This is a genomic window from Aggregatibacter valvarum, assembly GCF_980468985.1.
Genome location: NZ_OZ413141.1, coordinates 1621255 through 1639157 on the forward strand (window position 1 = coordinate 1621255; position 17903 = coordinate 1639157).

The 17903-nt window shown below is 43.2% G+C and carries 21 protein-coding genes and 1 pseudogene; 7 read left to right on the top strand and 15 right to left on the bottom strand.

The window, feature by feature from the left end:
- Positions 1-19: 19 nt before the first annotated feature.
- The 12 genes and pseudogenes from AC30SF_RS07630 to AC30SF_RS07685 form a co-directional block, all read right to left on the bottom strand.
- Positions 20-439: a hypothetical protein gene (locus AC30SF_RS07630; RefSeq protein WP_489608063.1), complete on the bottom strand. Its 420-nt coding sequence runs from the start codon at positions 437-439 to the stop codon at positions 20-22.
- Between the two features lie 157 nt (positions 440-596).
- A complete protein-coding gene (locus AC30SF_RS07635; RefSeq protein WP_489608064.1) occupies positions 597-1298 on the bottom strand; it encodes an aspartate/glutamate racemase family protein in 702 nt (233 codons plus the stop codon).
- A gap of 228 nt (positions 1299-1526) precedes the next feature.
- Positions 1527-2201 (bottom strand): hypothetical protein, encoded by a 675-nt coding sequence (locus AC30SF_RS07640; protein ID WP_489608065.1) that lies wholly within the window; start codon positions 2199-2201, stop codon positions 1527-1529.
- 136 nt (positions 2202-2337) lie between these two features.
- Positions 2338-2496: pseudogene (locus AC30SF_RS07645) on the bottom strand (GNAT family N-acetyltransferase); the annotation flags it as partial.
- 16 nt (positions 2497-2512) lie between these two features.
- Complete coding sequence (locus tag AC30SF_RS07650; protein WP_005695120.1) at positions 2513-2845, bottom strand: avidin-fold protein; 333 nt, start codon at positions 2843-2845, stop codon at positions 2513-2515.
- A 32-nt stretch (positions 2846-2877) separates the two neighbouring features.
- Positions 2878-3294 (bottom strand): hypothetical protein, encoded by a 417-nt coding sequence (locus AC30SF_RS07655; protein ID WP_032822542.1) that lies wholly within the window; start codon positions 3292-3294, stop codon positions 2878-2880.
- A gap of 26 nt (positions 3295-3320) precedes the next feature.
- Positions 3321-3713: a GNAT family N-acetyltransferase gene (locus AC30SF_RS07660; protein WP_489608066.1), complete on the bottom strand. Its 393-nt coding sequence runs from the start codon at positions 3711-3713 to the stop codon at positions 3321-3323.
- Positions 3714-3746: 33 nt separating this feature from the next.
- Positions 3747-4445: a 6-phosphogluconolactonase gene (gene pgl, locus AC30SF_RS07665; protein ID WP_489608067.1), complete on the bottom strand. Its 699-nt coding sequence runs from the start codon at positions 4443-4445 to the stop codon at positions 3747-3749.
- A gap of 94 nt (positions 4446-4539) precedes the next feature.
- Entirely contained in the window at positions 4540-6024 is a 1485-nt protein-coding gene (gene zwf / locus AC30SF_RS07670) for a glucose-6-phosphate dehydrogenase (RefSeq protein ID WP_489608068.1), read from the bottom strand.
- 71 nt (positions 6025-6095) lie between these two features.
- Positions 6096-6914, bottom strand: a complete 819-nt coding sequence (cysQ, locus tag AC30SF_RS07675; RefSeq protein WP_489608069.1) for a 3'(2'),5'-bisphosphate nucleotidase CysQ — start codon at positions 6912-6914, stop codon at positions 6096-6098.
- A gap of 25 nt (positions 6915-6939) precedes the next feature.
- The gene (locus AC30SF_RS07680; RefSeq protein ID WP_314954336.1) at positions 6940-7368 is read right to left on the bottom strand and encodes a hypothetical protein; all 429 of its coding nucleotides are present in this window, start codon (positions 7366-7368) and stop codon (positions 6940-6942) included.
- Between the two features lie 64 nt (positions 7369-7432).
- Positions 7433-9439, bottom strand: a complete 2007-nt coding sequence (locus AC30SF_RS07685; RefSeq protein ID WP_489608070.1) for an OPT family oligopeptide transporter — start codon at positions 9437-9439, stop codon at positions 7433-7435.
- Between the two features lie 351 nt (positions 9440-9790).
- On the opposite strand from AC30SF_RS07685, the gene AC30SF_RS07690 reads away from it, so the two are divergent.
- Both AC30SF_RS07690 and AC30SF_RS07695 read left to right on the top strand, forming a co-directional pair.
- Positions 9791-10417, top strand: coding sequence for a YkgB family protein (locus AC30SF_RS07690; protein WP_005715604.1), 627 nt, complete (start codon positions 9791-9793; stop codon positions 10415-10417).
- Positions 10418-10489: 72 nt separating this feature from the next.
- Positions 10490-11365 (top strand): cupin domain-containing protein, encoded by an 876-nt coding sequence (locus tag AC30SF_RS07695; RefSeq protein ID WP_489608071.1) that lies wholly within the window; start codon positions 10490-10492, stop codon positions 11363-11365.
- 8 nt (positions 11366-11373) lie between these two features.
- Here AC30SF_RS07695 and nudE read toward each other — a convergent pair whose 3' ends face one another.
- Positions 11374-11937: an ADP compounds hydrolase NudE gene (gene nudE / locus AC30SF_RS07700; RefSeq protein WP_489608318.1), complete on the bottom strand. Its 564-nt coding sequence runs from the start codon at positions 11935-11937 to the stop codon at positions 11374-11376.
- 81 nt (positions 11938-12018) lie between these two features.
- Between nudE and yrfG the strand changes: the two genes are divergently transcribed.
- From yrfG to hslO, 3 genes are all read left to right on the top strand, one after another.
- Positions 12019-12678, top strand: a complete 660-nt coding sequence (gene yrfG / locus AC30SF_RS07705) for a GMP/IMP nucleotidase (protein ID WP_308666496.1) — start codon at positions 12019-12021, stop codon at positions 12676-12678.
- Positions 12679-12690: 12 nt separating this feature from the next.
- Entirely contained in the window at positions 12691-13107 is a 417-nt protein-coding gene (gene hslR, locus AC30SF_RS07710) for a ribosome-associated heat shock protein Hsp15 (protein WP_489608072.1), read from the top strand.
- A 66-nt stretch (positions 13108-13173) separates the two neighbouring features.
- Positions 13174-14046: an Hsp33 family molecular chaperone HslO gene (gene hslO / locus AC30SF_RS07715; RefSeq protein ID WP_489608073.1), complete on the top strand. Its 873-nt coding sequence runs from the start codon at positions 13174-13176 to the stop codon at positions 14044-14046.
- A gap of 49 nt (positions 14047-14095) precedes the next feature.
- On the opposite strand, the gene lysA is transcribed toward hslO, so the two are convergent.
- Both lysA and lptM read right to left on the bottom strand, forming a co-directional pair.
- A complete protein-coding gene (lysA, locus tag AC30SF_RS07720) occupies positions 14096-15346 on the bottom strand; it encodes a diaminopimelate decarboxylase (RefSeq protein WP_489608074.1) in 1251 nt (416 codons plus the stop codon).
- Positions 15347-15364: 18 nt separating this feature from the next.
- Entirely contained in the window at positions 15365-15484 is a 120-nt protein-coding gene (lptM, locus tag AC30SF_RS07725) for an LPS translocon maturation chaperone LptM (RefSeq protein ID WP_245193475.1), read from the bottom strand.
- A 122-nt stretch (positions 15485-15606) separates the two neighbouring features.
- On the opposite strand from lptM, the gene cyaY reads away from it, so the two are divergent.
- Both cyaY and recQ read left to right on the top strand, forming a co-directional pair.
- Positions 15607-15915, top strand: coding sequence for an iron donor protein CyaY (cyaY, locus tag AC30SF_RS07730; RefSeq protein ID WP_489608075.1), 309 nt, complete (start codon positions 15607-15609; stop codon positions 15913-15915).
- Entirely contained in the window at positions 15915-17810 is a 1896-nt protein-coding gene (recQ, locus tag AC30SF_RS07735; RefSeq protein WP_489608076.1) for a DNA helicase RecQ, read from the top strand. Before cyaY ends, recQ begins: the two co-directional genes overlap by 1 nt.
- The last annotated feature ends 93 nt before the right edge of the window (positions 17811-17903 follow it).

Here is a 17903-nt window from a genome sequence, read left to right on the forward strand (position 1 = left end):
TGAGTTGCTATCAAACCGATTACTTTTTGTTAATGAAATAATGTAATTTAATATTTTTTCTGCTTGCAGCTTTTTCTAGATCCGCTTTATCGCTTTCACTGTCGCCCATCATATAGACACCGACATTTTTACCGACTTGCGTTACATGTTCGAATGCATAAAGTGCAGTGGCTTTATTAATCATTTGACTATTCCCTGCCACACCAATATTGGCATTATCAATAGATAAAGCCTGCACCATACTTGATGTTGATGGAGAGCCTGATGTTTTAATCATTCCTACCACCATCGAATCTGAAAGTGGATTACTGGATGCAGGGATTTGCAACACAAAAGTGCGGTCATTTTTCGGCATTTTCATCATAAGCTCATCAACATTGATCCCTGAAGAACAAGCAATAAGCATAGCTGCTAAAGCAATTATTAAAAGTTTTTTCATCTTTTATCTCCATTAAAGAGGTATTTGTAAAATTATTGCCACCACCGCCGGCAATCCCTACCCCCATGATGGCGCGCGTCTCCCGACGCGTGCCTTACAAATTTAGTAAGTTATCAGCACGCGTCAGGAGACGCGCGCTATCAAAGTGGTCATTTTTCTAAGTGTTTTTTACACCTAAAACAAAATCAGCAGCCATTTGAGAATGCAATTTAGCCGTGTCGAAAAACGGCAATGGCGAGTCGCTTTGATTAACCAACAATCCGATTTCCGTACACCCTAAAATTACGCCTTCTGCCCCCTGATTTTTCAATTCATCAATGATTTTTAAATAAAATGCTTTTGATGTCGGTAAAAATTTACCCACACAAAGCTCATCAAAAATAATTCGATGTATTTCGTTTTGGGTTTCATCACTTGGCACAATCGGCATAATGCCTCTCTGCTGTAAACCGTCGCGATAAAAATTATCGCTCATAGTAAATTTGGTACCGAGCAAAGCCACTTTATTTAAGCCTCGCGATTTAATAGCATCTGCTGTAGCATCTAAAATATGCAAAAACGGAATTGAAATAGCTTGTTCAATTTGTGGTGCAACTTTATGCATGGTATTGGTGGCAAGCACAATACCCTCTGCACCAATCATCTCTAATTTTTTTCCTGCGTTAGCGAGAATCTCTCCGGCTCGTTGCCATTCACTTTGTTTCTGGCATTGCACAATTTCTTCAAATTCCACACTCACCATGACAATAGGCGCAGAAATATTCCCACCTTTTTTCTGATTCACTAAACGATTGATCTCAGTGTAATAAGTTGCCGTACTTTCTGGGCTCATTCCACCGATAATACCTAATATTTTCATATTGCTCCTTCCTGTGCGCATGTTTCCCAACGTGAGCCTTTATCTACAAGCACCGGCTATGAAGCATGCGCTATCAGTCATCCTTCTTCTTGCTACCTAAAAGTGCGGTCACTTTTCCAAGCGTTTTTAACTTCCATGATGGCTCGCATCTCCCGACGCGTGCCCTATAAAACATTAAATTACAAGCACGTATCGGGAGACGAGCGCTCAAAGGACTATCCTATTTATTTAACGATCCCCACAAAACTTAGTGAACCCGGCACAAGCAGTGATCATTTTAACCACGTTTTTATCGGGATAAATGACTAAAGCATGATATATCTTTTCATTAGGCACTTGCGTCACAAAAACTTTAGCATCCTCAGCAGCTAATGTGCTTAATTCTATATTCTCAGCATTACCTTTGACCAATAAATCAAAATATTCATAATAAGGGTTTATTTTTCTTATATAAGTAAAATCTGAAATTAACCACCGTTTTTCCACTTCTGTTGTTGGATAATATATAGCTCGTCCAATACATTTTTTAGATTCTTTCCAATCAGGATAAAGTTTTTCTAATTCTTTAATATGAATCTCTTTTGAATAAATTTGTTTTATTTTTTCTTCATTTATACCTGTCGGCTTCTCAAAAAAGTTAACATAACAGGCAAAAAACTCATCGTCCCCATAAGGCGACTTAAAACGATAACTTATTAAAGAATGTGGCCTCTCCGTCCCTGCAAAAGATATCAGTAAGTTTCGATCATATTGTTCAAACTCAATAAAATTTTGTTTTACTCTGTTGTAATTTTCTATTTCATAAGATACATACATAGAAGATAGCCAAATCACCGGTAACAGATACATACCAATGATGGTATATAAAATACAAAATATAATGCGGTAATAATCTTTCTTCATCTTATCACACTAGTCCCCTACGATAGCGCACGTTTCCCAACGTGTGCCTTCATCTACAAGCTCACTCTATGAAGCGTGCGCTATCAGAAATCCATCTTCTTGCTACGCAAAAGTGCGGTCGTTTTTCTAAACATTTTTAACTCTTCGTCCACGCACTCATATGCTGAGCAAAACCAATATGCGGATAGTAATCCACAGCTTGCGGAGCCGATAAAAGCACGATTTTGGCTTGTGGATGTAAGGTTTGTGTAGTGTGTTCAATCAACTGCAAGATGATACCTTGCTTCTGATATTCTATAGCAAAACTTCTTTTAAATTTCTCTAATTAAAGAGCTACCTTGCTCTAACGTATCTAGCCACTGCCATTTTTCATGACCGATGAGTTTACTTTCTTCTAAAGAAAATGTTGTATAGCAACGCCCCAAACGATTTTCTAGAGATTGATTTAAATGTTGATACGTAAATTCAATTTGAGTATCGTCAACCCATTTCCCAATTAAAAAGCCTTTTAAAATTTCACCGCCACCATATTCGGCCCAAATCATTTTACCTTGTTGATGGTAATGAAATTCTGTTTGGCTACTCACCTCACCATTTACGGTGTTTTCAACAGCAACAAATTTTTTATTATCTAAATTCAACATTAAAGTCACTCTGCATCTAATTCATCTGTATCTTATTTTTGCATAATGTAATGCATTTCTACATTTTTCGCTTTTGCGGCTTTTTCTAGATCTGCTTTATCACTTTGACTATCTCCAACAAGGTATAAAGATACATCTTTGCCGACCTTTTCTGCATTATTTAGTCCATACATAGCAACTGCTTTATTCACAGATTGACTGTTCCCTGCAATTCCGATGTGTAAATTATCTGTAGCTAAAAGAGATACGAGTCGTTTTCCTGAAGTACCACCTGCGGTTCTAATCGTTGCTACAAGCATTCCATTTGAAACTGGGTTTCCTGCTTCTGGAACTTGAAGCATTACTGAGCGATTATCTTTTGGCATTTGTGCCGCTAACTGATCTAAAGATGGACCAGATGAACAAGCAAATAACAAAGTTGAAGTAAGTAGCACAAACAATTTTTTCATTTTTGTCTCCATACCATTCTAATAAATTAACTCTTCGTCCACGCACTCATGTGTTGTGTAAATCCAATATGCGGATAGTAATCCACCGCTTGCGGGGCGGATAACAGCACAATTTTTGCTTGTGGATGTAATGCCTGTTTGGTGTGTTCAATTAACTGCAAACCGATACCTTGTTTTTGATATTGCTCGTCCACCGCCAAATCAGACAAATAACAACAATAGGCAAAATCCGTCACCGAACGGGCGACACCCACCAATAACTCACCATCCCAAGCTGTCACTAACAAATCGGCATGGTGTAACATCGCCGCCACACGTTTTTTATCTTCTAATGGGCGACGTGCGCCTAAAGTAGTTTTATTGAGCAACTCAATAAATTGTTCTACTGAAATAGGAAAATTGGTTTTGTATTCGATCATGTCTTTAAACCCACTATGCCTAATCGCAATCCGTTATAGCAACTTCGCCGCTGCTTTATCCAAATACCACTCCGTCACGCCGTTTTTCGCCTGAATTTTAGCTGCTGGGTAAGGCAAGTTTTCCGCCGGTGTGGTTTGAATTTCTTTGAGGATTTCTGCTTTGCCTTCTCCTGTCACCAAATAGGTAATGCGTTTGGCTTGTTCAATTAATTTGGCGGTTTTTGAAATGCGGATCTGTCCGCTTTCAGGATGTTTAGCGATCACCGCAAGGTTTTCATCCGCAAAATCGGTTTGATGTGGGAACAAAGAAGCCGTGTGCCCGTCTGCGCCCATGCCGAGGATAATCCAATCAAAAACGCCGTCAGGAATGACCGCACTTAATTCTTCTTCAAAGCGTTTAAGCTCTAAGTGCGGTTCGTTTTCACCACGAATTCGGTGAATGTTTTCAGCAGGAATTTGAATGTGATCGAATAAGAGTTTTTGCACTTCGCCATAGTTGCTTTCAGGATCGGATGGCGGCACCATGCGATCATCGCCCCACCAGAAATGAAGGTTTTTCCAATTAATGGTATCCGCGTACGGGGCTTGCGCCAAGGTTTTAAACAATAATTTCGGTGTAGAACCGCCGGACAAGGAAATGTGTACGGGGTGATTTACTTGGCTATAAATCACAAATTCTTGGGCGATTTTTTCCACCGCGTGTTGAGCAGTAGGGAAAGTAATATAGTTCATTATTTTTCCGTAGGGTGGGCTTTAGCCCACCATTTTATTATGTTAGAGATTAGGAACGGTGGGCTGAAGCCCACCCTACATGAGATTAACTAAATTAAACTTTTTTCTTCATCAAACCACTCGGTTTGCGCCACACTTTGCCTTCTTTGGCAATCAGTTTATCGGCTGCTATCGGGCCCCAACTGCCGGCTTCGTAGTCATACACGCGACCGCCTTGAGCTTTGTAATCCAAAATCGGTTGCACGAATTTCCACGCGGCGTGTACGGCATCGGTACGAGCAAATAAGGTGGCATCACCTTTCATGGCATCAAGCAATAAACGCTCGTATGCGGTCATCACGGTGGCACCCTCTAAATCCGCATAGCGGAAATCCATAGACACTTCTTTTGCTTCAAAACCGGCGCCCGGTTTTTTCAACCCGAAACGCATAGAAATAGCTTCATCCGGCTGAATACGGATAATCAATTTATTTTCCGGTGCATTTTGACTGAACACCGGGTGCGGTGTGGTTTTGAAGTGAATCACGATTTCGGTGACACGCGCCGGTAAACGCTTGCCGGTGCGCACATAAAACGGCACGCCCGCCCAACGCCAGTTTTCAATTTCACAACGCAATGCCATGTAGGTTTCTGTGCGGGAATCTGCCGGCACGCCTTTTTCTTCCAAATAGCCTTTCGCCATTTTGCCGTTAATTTCTGCGGCAGTGTATTGTCCAAGCACCAAATGATGCTCCATGTCTTCATGGGTTAAAGGACGTAAGCAGTGCAACACTTTCGCCACTTCATCACGCATAGAATCCGCATTGATAATCGCCGGTGGCTCCATTGCCACCATCGCCAACACTTGCAGTAAATGGTTTTGGAACATATCGCGCATTGCGCCGGAACCGTCGTAATAACCACCGCGATCTTCTACGCCAATGGATTCGGCACCGGTAATTTCCACGTATTCAATAAAGTTACGGTTCCAAAGCGGCTCAAACCAACCATTAGAAAAACGCAATACAAGCAGGTTTTGTACGGTTTCTTTACCAAGATAATGGTCGATACGATAAATTTGGTGTTCCTCAAAGAAGCGGTGAATTTGAACGTCCAACGCTTCCGCCGTTTTGCGATCATAACCAAACGGTTTTTCCACAATGAGACGTTTCCAACCATTCTCTTCTTTGTTTAAACCATGCTCTGCCAAACATTCCGGAATCACGCCGTATAAACTTGGTGGGGTGGATAAATAATATAAGGTGTTACCGTTGGTTTTATAGTTTTCATGCAAGGCATCAAGGCGCGGAATCAGTTTGGCATAATCCGCTTTGTCTGAGGTGTTAACGGCTTGGTAATATAAGTGGCGACAAAATTGTTCTAAACATTCGCCTTCCGCGCCTTCGTGTTCAATTAGCGTTTGACGCATTTTTTCACGGAAAGAATCGTCGTTTAATTCAGTACGCGCCACACCCAAAACGGAGAAATCATCGCCCAACCGATCAATTTTATAAAGGTCATACAACGCCGGAATAAGTTTACGATAGGTTAAATCTCCGGACGCGCCGAAGATAACGATACAACAGTTTTCTGTTTTCATTTGGTTACCACATTAATGTTACGATTTAATAAATGCGTCGTATGATAAGGAAAATCATCCGGCATTTCTAATCACTCTGATAAATCGGAGCGAAAGATATTATCCCATGGAAAATCTCGCGTAACGCCCATTAAAAAGTTCGGATTCACGAAAGATTCCCGTTGATTGTAAGTCAGCGGTTGATAATTTAAGTCAAAAATCACTCCGCCCATTTCCGCCAGCAAAATCTCTGCGGCAGCCGTATCCCACTCACCGGTGCGACCTAAGCGAATATAGCAATCGCATACACCATCGGCGACCAATGTGCTTTTTAAGCTACTGGAACCACAAATGTGAAATGCATAATCAAAATTCGGGTTCAAAATCGACCGCACTTTTTCGGCGGTTGCTGCAGAACCGACGGCAATGCGCAAAGGTCGGTCTAACGCAATGTCGCGGAACGCCAATTTACACGGTTTTCCCTCTTGCAGCTTATAGGCGCCAAATCCTTTCATGGCGTAATAGGTGTAGCCCAATATCGGTGCATGAATCACGCCCAACACCGGTTGATGATTTTTCACTAAGCTAATGAGCACGGAAAATTGATCGGTGCGATTAATAAATTGTTGCGTGCCATCAAGAGGGTCAATTAACCAATAGGACTCCCACGCCTGCCGCTCCGCAAGGGGAATGTTGCAATTTTCTTCTGACAAAATGGGAATTTGCGGTGTAAGTGCGGTCAGTTTTTCCGTTAAAAATTGACTGACAAACAAATCCGCTTCCGTCACCGGTGTGTTGTCCGCTTTGATTTGAACAGACACCGAATGTTGATAAAAACGACGTAAATGCTCGCCCGCTTGCCGGGCGATATGAATCACATCCTGTAATAAATGTGTGGTGAGAATTGGCATTGCGTCCTCTCTTATCTTTGCCGGCTTATCTCTCTTTTGGCAACAGCAACGGGAGTGTCAACACGGAATAAAGCGCCATACCGCAACTAAATAATAAGGCAACATCCAACGCACCACTATATAACCAAGTCCCAAAGGTCATCGATGTTTCGAATAAGGTCATGTAAATATACCCGGCAACATTGCTATAACAAAATGCAATAATCGCTGAAATCAACACAATCGCAAACACATTATAACGGGTATAACGGTAGGCCTTCGCCCATAAGGCAATCAGAAACGCCGGAATGGTGGCAATAAAAAATGTGCTGGAGAAATAGAATACGATTAAATCAGCAACGGTAAATGTTTCATTGATATTATCGCTAAGACAAAACCCGATGATCGATCCTAAAATTTGCAGAATAGATGGAAATACAATGAATGCTTTTAAGTAAGGAAATTTAGACGGCATAAGAATTCCTAAGTAAAAAAAATAGGCTATCAGAAGATAGCCTATTGTAGAGGAATTTTAGCGATTACGCAGATTTTTTTGCACGTAACACACGCAAGGTGAAAATGGTCACACCGGCGATAAATACGGCTAAACCAAGCGCCTCACCAATCAGATCCCAATTTTCCAAATTCAAGGCCAATGGCGCTTCAGACCCACCGGAAGTCACGGAAGCCGCAATGATAAATGCCAGCACAACACCCATTAAGCTTTCGCCTACAATCAAGCCTGCCGCGAACAAGGTGCCAAAACGCTCTGCTCGTTTATTCACGTCTTTGTCGCCGCTACGCGCTGCATATTGGGTGATGTGGCGATTAATTAACCACGCCAAGAATGCCCCAATTACAACCGGCATATTGATAGAGGGTGGTAAGTAGATACCAATCCCCACAGCCAACACCGGTAACGCAAAGGCTTTGTTGCTCATTTTTTTCAAGAAACTGTCAATAATAATTAACACCGCACCTAGACCCACGCCGGTTAAGATGTAAGTCCACTCTAATTTATTAGAGAAAATCCCTTGTGAAATGGTGGTCATTATCGTTGCTTGCGGTGCAGATAAGGCTTGTGATGGATCCATGTCCGGACGCGGTAATGCGCCGGTGAAACCGTAGGCGTGGTAAAGGATCTCCAATACCGGAGCAATCACTAATGCACCCACGAAACAACCGATAATTAACGCTACCTGTTGACGCCAAGGCGTCGCTTCGACCAATAAACCGGTTTTTAAATCTTGCAGGTTATCGTTAGAAATGGTCGCTGTTGTTAACACGATAGACGCGGTAAACAAGGTAAGTGCGGTCAAGAATTTCTGCCCATCCGCCGTTTCAAATAAACCGGAAGCATTACCGATAGAAACCAATACCAAAGAAATCACGATCACAGAGATAATCCCGATACCGGAAATTGGACTGGAGGAAGAACCCACAAGCCCCGCCATGTAACCGGAGGCTGCCGCCACGAAGAAACCGATAAATACCGCCAAGAAAGTACAGACAACCACTAACAATAACGCCAATTCCGGAGAAACCGGTGCGGCAGCGATAAAGTGATGTAAGGAAATCACGATTAACGCCACAGTGGCAATTAAAATGTAAATCATGGTTTTTGGTGAAAGGTCGATATCAATACGATGTTCCGACGCACCTTGTGTGCCTTTCAACATACGGAAAGAATGCACCATGCCTTGCACCATTGGTTTCATCAGAATCAATAACGTCCAAATCGCCGCAATCCCGATTGTTCCCACACCGATAAAACGGACTTTCGTTTTCCACATGCTCATGGCGTAACTCACGATAGTTCCATCAGTTGGCATATCACCGGACATGGTAAAGAATGGCACCGCTAAGCCCCAAGCAAAGAAGGTACCCAACAAAATCGCAATACCGCCCACAATACCGATTAAGTAACCGGCACCTAATAAGGCTAAAGAAAAGCCCATCGGAATTTGGAAAATCGCTTTGCCGCCCGGGCCGGTAAACCACGCGCTGGCACCATCTGCCATCAAGCGTAAACCGTTCGTTAAGAAAGCCACGACGCTGGCAAAAATACCGCCATAAGCAATATCTTTCACGCCGCTGTCTGCATCAGAATTGTTACCGGCTTTTAAAATTTCTGCCGCGGCAACGCCTTCCGGATAAGGCAAATCACTGTTTACCACCATGGCACGACGTAATGGAATTGTGAACAATACGCCCAATGTACCACCCGCCGCACAAATCAACATGGTTTGCCAGAACGGAAAGTCTTGCCAGTAGCCCATCATCAATAAGCCCGGCAACACGAAAATCACTGAAGAAAGCGTCCCCGCAGAAGATGCTTGAGTTTGCACCATGTTGTTTTCCAAGATACTGGAATCTTTAAAGAATTTCAGTACCGCCATGGAAATAACTGCCGCCGGAATCGACGACGCAAATGTCATCCCCACTTTCAGACCCAAATAAACGTTAGATGCGGTAAACAACACCGTAATCAACGCCCCAAGGAACATTCCTCGGAAGGTCAACTCTTTTAAGTTTGTAGATTGCATAACACATTACCTATCTTTTAAATAAAAAAACGTTGCCACATTGACAAAAAAGCGGCGAATAATCAAGTTTCATTCAATTTATTTTGCTTAAATTGAATTTTATTTAAATATCAGCCATATTTTTAAACTATTTATAATCCTATAACCTATTCAATAGTAAAACTGTCCTCTACCCAACATCGCTATAATCTTAAATCCATCTGATTTAGTCTCAATTATAAAAAATAGCGAGTCTCATCAAGTTATTTATTCTTCATATCCTATATAGTTCGCCGAGCCTATTCCATTTAGGTAAATAACCACTACATTTTGTATCATCCACTGAATGATGAAGTTCTATGAGGCTAAAAAATGAATGCATTAATTGAATTACTCGCAAAAATTGTTGCCCCGATGCAACGCCAATTTATTAACTTTATACGGATCGCCATTTGTATCGTTATGGTATGGATTGGCGGGTTAAAAGTATGTCAATATGAAGCAGATGGTATTGCCCATTTTGTCTCGAACAGTCCATTTTTAAGTTTCCTCTATAAAAACGGACCGAATTTAGTGCAAAACGATAAAGGCGAATTGGTAAAAGAATATACCCTTTATAAAAATCCCGAAGGTAAAATGGTGGCGAAAAATATTGAATGGCACAAAGCTAACGGGACTTACACAGCGTCTTACATTATCGGTGCAATCATTGTGACCATCGGCTTATTAACGTTAGCCGGAATCTGGTCTCCGACTTTCGGGCTACTCGGTGGTTTGCTGACGTTCGGTATGTCCATTGTCACCCTGTCGTTCCTGATCTTCACGCCGGAAACGTGGGTGCCTAATTTAGGAGGCGATTTGCCTACACCAAATTACGGCTTTCCATATTTATCCGGTGCGGGACGTTTGGTTATTAAAGATATTATTATGATGGCAGGGGGATTAGTTGCTGCTGCTGAATGTGCAAATCGCTACTTAAAATATAAAGCATCTGTCTAATTGAAACACCGATATGAAGCTTATCACTCTGTGATAGGCTTCTTCATTTGTTAACCAGGAGAAAAGTAGAACATGGACTATTTAGATCAGCTTGTCCGACAGTCAGGCATTGAGGGTGAAATCAATATACTCTGTCGTTTTCAAGGTGACTGGCTAATCCATCATAAACAGGAACCGAATTTAATCGGCAGATTTCATATTGTGTCACGAGGGGAATGCCAAATTCGGCTGAAAGACCAAACCTGCAGGCTCAAACCGGGCGATGTCATTTTTCTGCCCTACGGAGAAGAGCACGTTATTTATCAGGGCACCGACACAGAAACACAAATTACTAAAACTACACAAGGTATTTTTACATTACATCGCAATAGCTCAAGCGAATCTGCTGATTTTGAAATGTTTTGCGGTTATTTCCGTTATTTAAACGTTGCGCAAAGTTTACTGTTTAATCTGCCGCAGTGGCACCTTGCCGGAAATAACGATTCCATCATGGCCTTACTGAAATTGCTACGCAAAGAAACAGAGGATAACCTCGGCAATCAAGTTGTCGTCAATGCGTTATGCAACATTCTTTTCACTTATTTAATCAGAGATTACCTTCACCACCATCAGGTCAATCAAGGCATCTTAGGCGCATTACAGGACAAGCGTTTAAGAAATGCCGTGAATGCCATCATAGCCAATCCCAAGGAAAGCTGGAGCATGGAGAGCTTAGCAGAAAGTTGCGCCATGTCGCGCGCCAATTTTATTCGTGCATTTAAACAAAAAACGGGCATTTTACCCGGTAAATTTCTGACCATAATGCGAATGAATATGGCAGGAATATTACTAAAAAATACACAAAAACCGATTAACGTAATTGCATCGGAAGTCGGCTACCAATCAGACACCCACTTTACTAAAGTGTTTAAATCCTATTACGGCATTTCTCCTGGGAAATACCGATAAATACCAATTTATGGGTTAACACAGGCTTTCCGGTGTAAATAATCCCGAAGTAAATAAAGTGCGGTCAGATTTTTCGCTTCATTGAATTCAGGGTCATACAATAATTCGTTAATGTTTGCCAACGGCACGCGTACCACTTGTAACGGTTCCGGCTCGTCACCTTCCAGTTTGCTCGGATAAAAATTCTGCGCCAATAAAATGTGCATTGGATTATTCATGAAGCCAACGGATGAATTAATCGTACGTAAATGCACCCAAGATGTTGCGCCTAAACCAATTTCTTCTTGCAACTCGCGATTGGCACTTTGTTCCGGCGTTTCACCGGCATCCATTCTGCCCTTCACAAATCCTAACTCATAGCGCTCTGTTCCCATGGCATATTCACGCACTAACAACATATCCTCGCCATCAATCGCCACCACCATCACCGAGGCATATTTGCCGGGGCGAAAACGTTCATAAGTGCGGTGTGTTCCATTGGCGAATTTCAAATCCACCGATTGAATTTCAAATATCGTTGATTTTGCTACCGTTTTTATATTGAGGATGGTTGGTTTTTGTAACATTGTTATCTTCTTCCCTTGTTTTACAAACTACTGAAATAGCGATACCATACCCCACTATTTTTACAAAGAAAAGGGACCACAACAGGGATGGCGCAACAAAAATTTGACTGGCAAGCAATCGACACCGTGATTCTGGATTTAGACGGCACGCTAATCGATCTGTATTTCGATCATCGTTTCTGGAAAAAGGTGGTGCCGCAGGCGTATGCCAACAAATTCAAGCTTTCTGTGGAACAAAGTCGCGAACTGATCCATCGTCGTTATCAGCAGGTGGAATTCAGTATGCAATGGTATTGCATTGATTTTTGGGCGAAAAATTTAGATTTACCGTTGCGTGAATTGTTACAACAACAGCGCGATTACATCAAAGTGCGGTCGGATGTTTATCCGTTTTTACAAGCCGCCCGCGAACGCCGCAAGAAATTAATTTTGCTCACCGACAGCCATCCGTTCAGTTTGGCAGAAAAATTAAAACACTGCGATTTAGCACCGCACTTTGATTTGTTGCTTTCCAGCCATCAGTTTAATGCGCCAAAAGTGGAACAGTCTTTGTGGCAACGTTTGCAACAATTCACGCCATTCGATCCGAGCCGAACCCTTTTTATCGACGACACAGAACCGGTGTTAGATAGCGCTAAAAAATTTGGCATCGCCTACACCATCGGCGTGGAAAATCCGGACAGTACATTGGCGGACAAATCCTTTGAGCGTCATTTCTCCGTCAAAAACTACCGCACTTTACTGTAAGGACGCGGCAACATGGCAAAACATTCTCAAATGGAAGAAGAAAAAGAAGCAGTGCGTTTGGACAAATGGCTGTGGGCAGCGCGTTTTTACAAAACCCGCACACTCGCCAAAGAAATGATTGACGGAGGCAAAGTCCATTACAACGGGCAACGCAGTAAACCGAATAAAATCGTGGAAGTGGGCGCTACCCTAAAAGTACGCCAAGGCAGTGACGAAAAGGAAATCGTTGTGTTGGCGCTTTCCACTCAACGACGAGGCGCACCGGAAGCGCAATTGCTCTATCGGGAAACGGAACAAAGTCTTGCTAATCGAGAAAAACTTACCATAGCGCGCAAAATGAACGCCCTGTCCATGCCGCACCCTGATCGCCGCCCGGACAAAAAAGAACGTCGCAATTTACTTAAATTCAAACATCAAAACCAAGCATAAGCGCCACCTTGTAATCGAGAGAAACGCCCTTATATTTGGCGAACAACATTCAATTAGGAATAAAAGATGACCACTTATACTAAAGACAACGACCAACTTTATCGTTATCTATTCAAAGACCGCGCCGTACGTGGCGAATGGGTGCGATTAAATCAAACCTTTAACGACACCTTAAACACCCATCATTACCCACAAGCCGTGCGCAATTTATTAGGCGAAATGATGGTTGCCACCAGTTTGCTGACCGCCACCTTAAAATTTAACGGCGATATCACCGTGCAAATTCAAGGCGATGGCCCGTTAAAACTGGCGTTAGTCAACGGCAACGATCAGCAGCAAATCCGTGCCCTTGCCCGTTTGCAAGGTGATATTGATAACAACATGAGCCTACACCAAATGATCGGCAAAGGCGTGTTGGTGATCACCATTGCGCCAAAAGAAGGCGAACGTTATCAAGGTATCGTACCACTGGACAAACCCACCATCAGTGAATGTTTGGAAGACTATTTCGTCCGTTCCGAACAACTCCAAACACAACTGATTATCCGCAGTGGTGAATATGACGGCAAACCGGTCGCCGCCGGTGTGTTATTGCAAATTGTCCCGGATGGTTCGGGCTCACCGGGCGATTTTGAGCATTTAGCTACCTTAACCGCCACCATTAAAGACGAAGAGATTTTTGGTTTAAGCGCAGAAGAATTGTTGTACCGCTTATACCACGAAGAAACCGTTGAACTCTTCGCGCCACAATCGGTGACCTTCCACTGTGGTTGTTCGCAAGAACGTTCAGGTGCTGCCTTGTTGTTAATTTCGGAAGAAGAAATTGACCATATCCTTGCTGAACACCAAGGCACCATCGACATGCAATGCGAATGCTGTGGCACACATTATTTCTTCAATAAAGAAACGATTGAGAAATTAAAAGTATCAACCCACTAACAAAAAATCCCGCAAGCACTTTGCGGGATTTTTTATGTTTTACGTTGCGTTACGGCAGCAAGTTTTCTAATTGCCATAATTCGTTTAACGCCTCGCGGCGACGGATGAGATGCGCTTTATCGCCATCCACCATCACTTCCGCCGTTCTTGGGCGAGAGTTATAGTTAGAAGACATACTTGCGCCGTAGGCACCGGCAGATCGTTGGGCTAAATAATCCCCTTCCGCAATGGCAAGTTTGCGTTGTTTGCCGAGGAAATCGGAAGTTTCGCAAATCGGGCCGACCACATCGTACATTTTTTCTTCACGCGCTAAAGTGCGGTCAATTTCGAGAATGTTCATGTAGGCTTGATACAACGCCGGGCGAATCATGTCGTTCATGCCGGCATCCACAATGGCAAAATTACGGCTTTCGTTGGATTTTAAATACTCTACTTTGGTGACCAAAATCCCAGCGTTTGCAGTAATGGCGCGTCCGGGTTCGACGATGATTTCCAGTTCGCTAAAAGCACTCAATTTTTCCCATAACGCTTTGGCGTAGTCTGTCGGATGCGGCGGCGTTTCGTCCGTATAAGTCACACCCAAGCCGCCGCCTAAGTCTAAGTGTTTTAAATGAATACCATCTTGTTTTAATTGTTCCATGAGTACAATTAAGCGATCTACCGCATCTAAAAACGGTTGTAATTCCGTGAGTTGTGAGCCGATGTGACAATCCATACCGACAATTTTAATATTTGATAAGGTAGCGGCTAATTTATAGACTTCTCGAGCTTGTTCTACGCTCACGCCGAATTTATTTTCTTTTAACCCTGTGGAAATGTAAGGGTGGGTATGGGCATCCACGTCCGGATTTACGCGCAATGAAATCGGGGCGATTTTGCCCATATCACCGGCGATTTGGTTAATGCGCAACAATTCTGCTTCCGACTCCACGTTGAAACACCGAATTCCCACTTCCAGCGCCCGAGCAATTTCTTGGTGAGATTTTGCCACACCGGAAAAGACCACGTTGGCGGCATCACCGCCGGCGGCAAGGACGCGCTCCAATTCCCCTTGGGATACAATGTCAAAGCCTGATCCTAATTTTGCCATTACATTTAAAATCGCAATGTTCGGGTTGGATTTCACCGCAAAACACACCAAGTGCGGATGCTCGCCGAAAGCGTTATCAAAAGCGTGCCAATGGCGTTCAAGGGTAGCTTTAGAGTAAATATACAAAGGCGTACCAAATTGTTCGGCCAATTGTTTGACCGGCAGATTTTCCGCCATGAGTTGATTGTTTTTATATTGGAAAAAGTCCATAAGATCGCCTATAAAAAGTTATTTCGTTGTTTGCTGAGTGCTATCTTGTTCTGGAAAATATAATGGGCCTTTAACACCGCAACCGCTACTTAGCGCACACAATGTGACGAGTAAAAATACGGAAATCAGTTTTTTCATGGGTTGCTCCTTGCGCTTCACTTCGGCTACTCTTTTTACCACTAAATCCGGCTTTGTGCTATCACAACGCACGGAAAATCTTTATAATCGCCATTTTAACAGGATTTACGAGGAGTGGTTTTATGAATGTGATGGAATTTCATCAAAATATTGAACAAATTTGGAATCAAATCGAAGAACAATTAGAAGCGCAAGATTGCGATGTGGATTGTGATCGTCAAGGATCCGTGTTCACCATTACCTTTGAAGATCGTAGCCAAATCGTGGTGAACAAACAGGAACCGCTGTTGGAATTATGGTTGGCAAGCCATAACGGCGGTTTCCATTTTGCTTACAAAGACGGCCGTTGGGTGAATCATGAGGGCTTGGATTTCTGGCAAGCCTTAACCGAAGCCTGTGCCAAACATGGTGAACAAGTGCATTTTGCTTAATGTCCGCTTCAGCCTCATCTTCATCTGTTCAACAAAGTACGGTGGCTTTTTCCAATAAATCTGCGGAAAATCTCACCGCACTTTCTTCCAACGCACTGGATGTTTTACATTCCGTTTTCGGCTATCAATCTTTCCGCAAAGGGCAGCAAGAGATCATTCAGGCGGCGCTAAATGGGCAAGATTGTTTGGTCATTATGGCGACAGGTACGGGAAAATCGTTGTGCTACCAAATTCCAGCATTGTGTTTTGATGGGATGACCTTGGTGGTGTCGCCGTTGATTTCGCTGATGAAAGACCAAGTGGATCAGCTACGCGCCAGTGGCGTAGAAGCGGATTATTTAAACTCCTCGCAAACCTTTGAAGAACAGCAACAGGTGCAAAATAGGGCGATTTCCGGGCAGTTAAAATTATTGTATTTGTCCCCGGAAAAAGTCATGACCAACAGCTTTTTCCAATTTATTTCTTTATGTCAGGTGAGCTTTATCGCTATTGATGAGGCGCACTGCATTTCTCAATGGGGACACGATTTTCGCCCTGAATATACCCAACTTGGCGGCTTAAAAGGCAGTTTCCCGAATGTGCCGATTATGGCGCTGACAGCCACGGCAGACCCTACAACGCAACAAGATATTCTGCAAAATCTCCGCCTAAATCGACCGCACTTTTACGTGGGCAGTTTTGATCGTCCGAATATTCGTTACACCTTGGTGGAAAAATTTAAGCCGATGGAACAGCTGTGTCGTTTCGTGCTGGCTCAAAAAGGTAAAAGCGGCATTGTTTATTGCAACAGCCGCAACAAAGTGGAACGCATTGCGGAGACCTTGTGTAATAAAGGCGTGCGGGCCGCGGCGTATCATGCGGGCATGGAAAATAGCTTACGGAAAAAGGTACAACGGGATTTTCAGCGGGATAACATTCAAGTGGTGGTGGCGACGATCGCCTTCGGTATGGGGATTAATAAATCCAACGTACGCTTTGTGGCGCATTTTGATTTGCCGCGTAGCATTGAATCCTACTATCAAGAAACCGGCCGTGCAGGGCGTGACGATTTGCCGGCAGAGGCGGTGTTGTTTTACGATCCGGCGGATTATGTGTGGTTGAATAAAATGTTGATGGAAAAGCCGGAAACGCCACAACGCCAAATTGAACAGCATAAACTGCAAGCCATCGGTGAATTTGCCGAGAGCCAAACCTGTCGCCGTTTGGTCTTATTGAATTATTTCGGCGAACATCGTCAAACAGCCTGTCAAAATTGTGATATTTGTCTCGATCCCCCGAAAAAATACGATGGATTGTTGGACGCACAAAAAATCATGTCGGCAATTTATCGTACCGGTCAATGTTATGGTGCTCATTATGTCATTGCCGTCTTGCGTGGCATGAATAATCAGAAAATTCGCGATCAGCAACACGACCAACTGAGTGTGTACGGCATCGGCAAAGAACACAGCACGGAATACTGGCAGTCCGTGTTGCGTCAGCTCATTCATTTGGGCTTGGTGCGTCAAATGATCGGCGAATATGGCAACACGTTACAGCTCACGGAGAACGCCAAGCCGATTTTGCGGGGGGAACAGCCGTTGGAATTGGCAACGCCACGTCTATCGTCAATCGTTACCACTGCGATGATGCACAAAAGTGCGGTCATTTCTTACGACAAAGATTTATTTGCACGCTTGCGCTTCCTGCGTAAGCAAATTGCCGATAAGGAAAATATTCCTCCGTATATCGTGTTTAACGATGCGACTTTGCAAGAAATGGCGCAATATCAACCGGTTAGCGATATTGAAATGTTACAAATTAATGGCGTAGGGAGCATTAAACTGGAACGTTTTGGGCAGCCGTTTATGGCGTTAATTCGTGAACATAAAAATGCCCGAAAAACCGAAGGATAAAACACGTTGTTGTGATGAATTTTGCGCCTTTTTATGTGTGTGATCTCACTTATTTTTAGCTAATGACGCAAAATTTTGCTATAATTCCGCCCA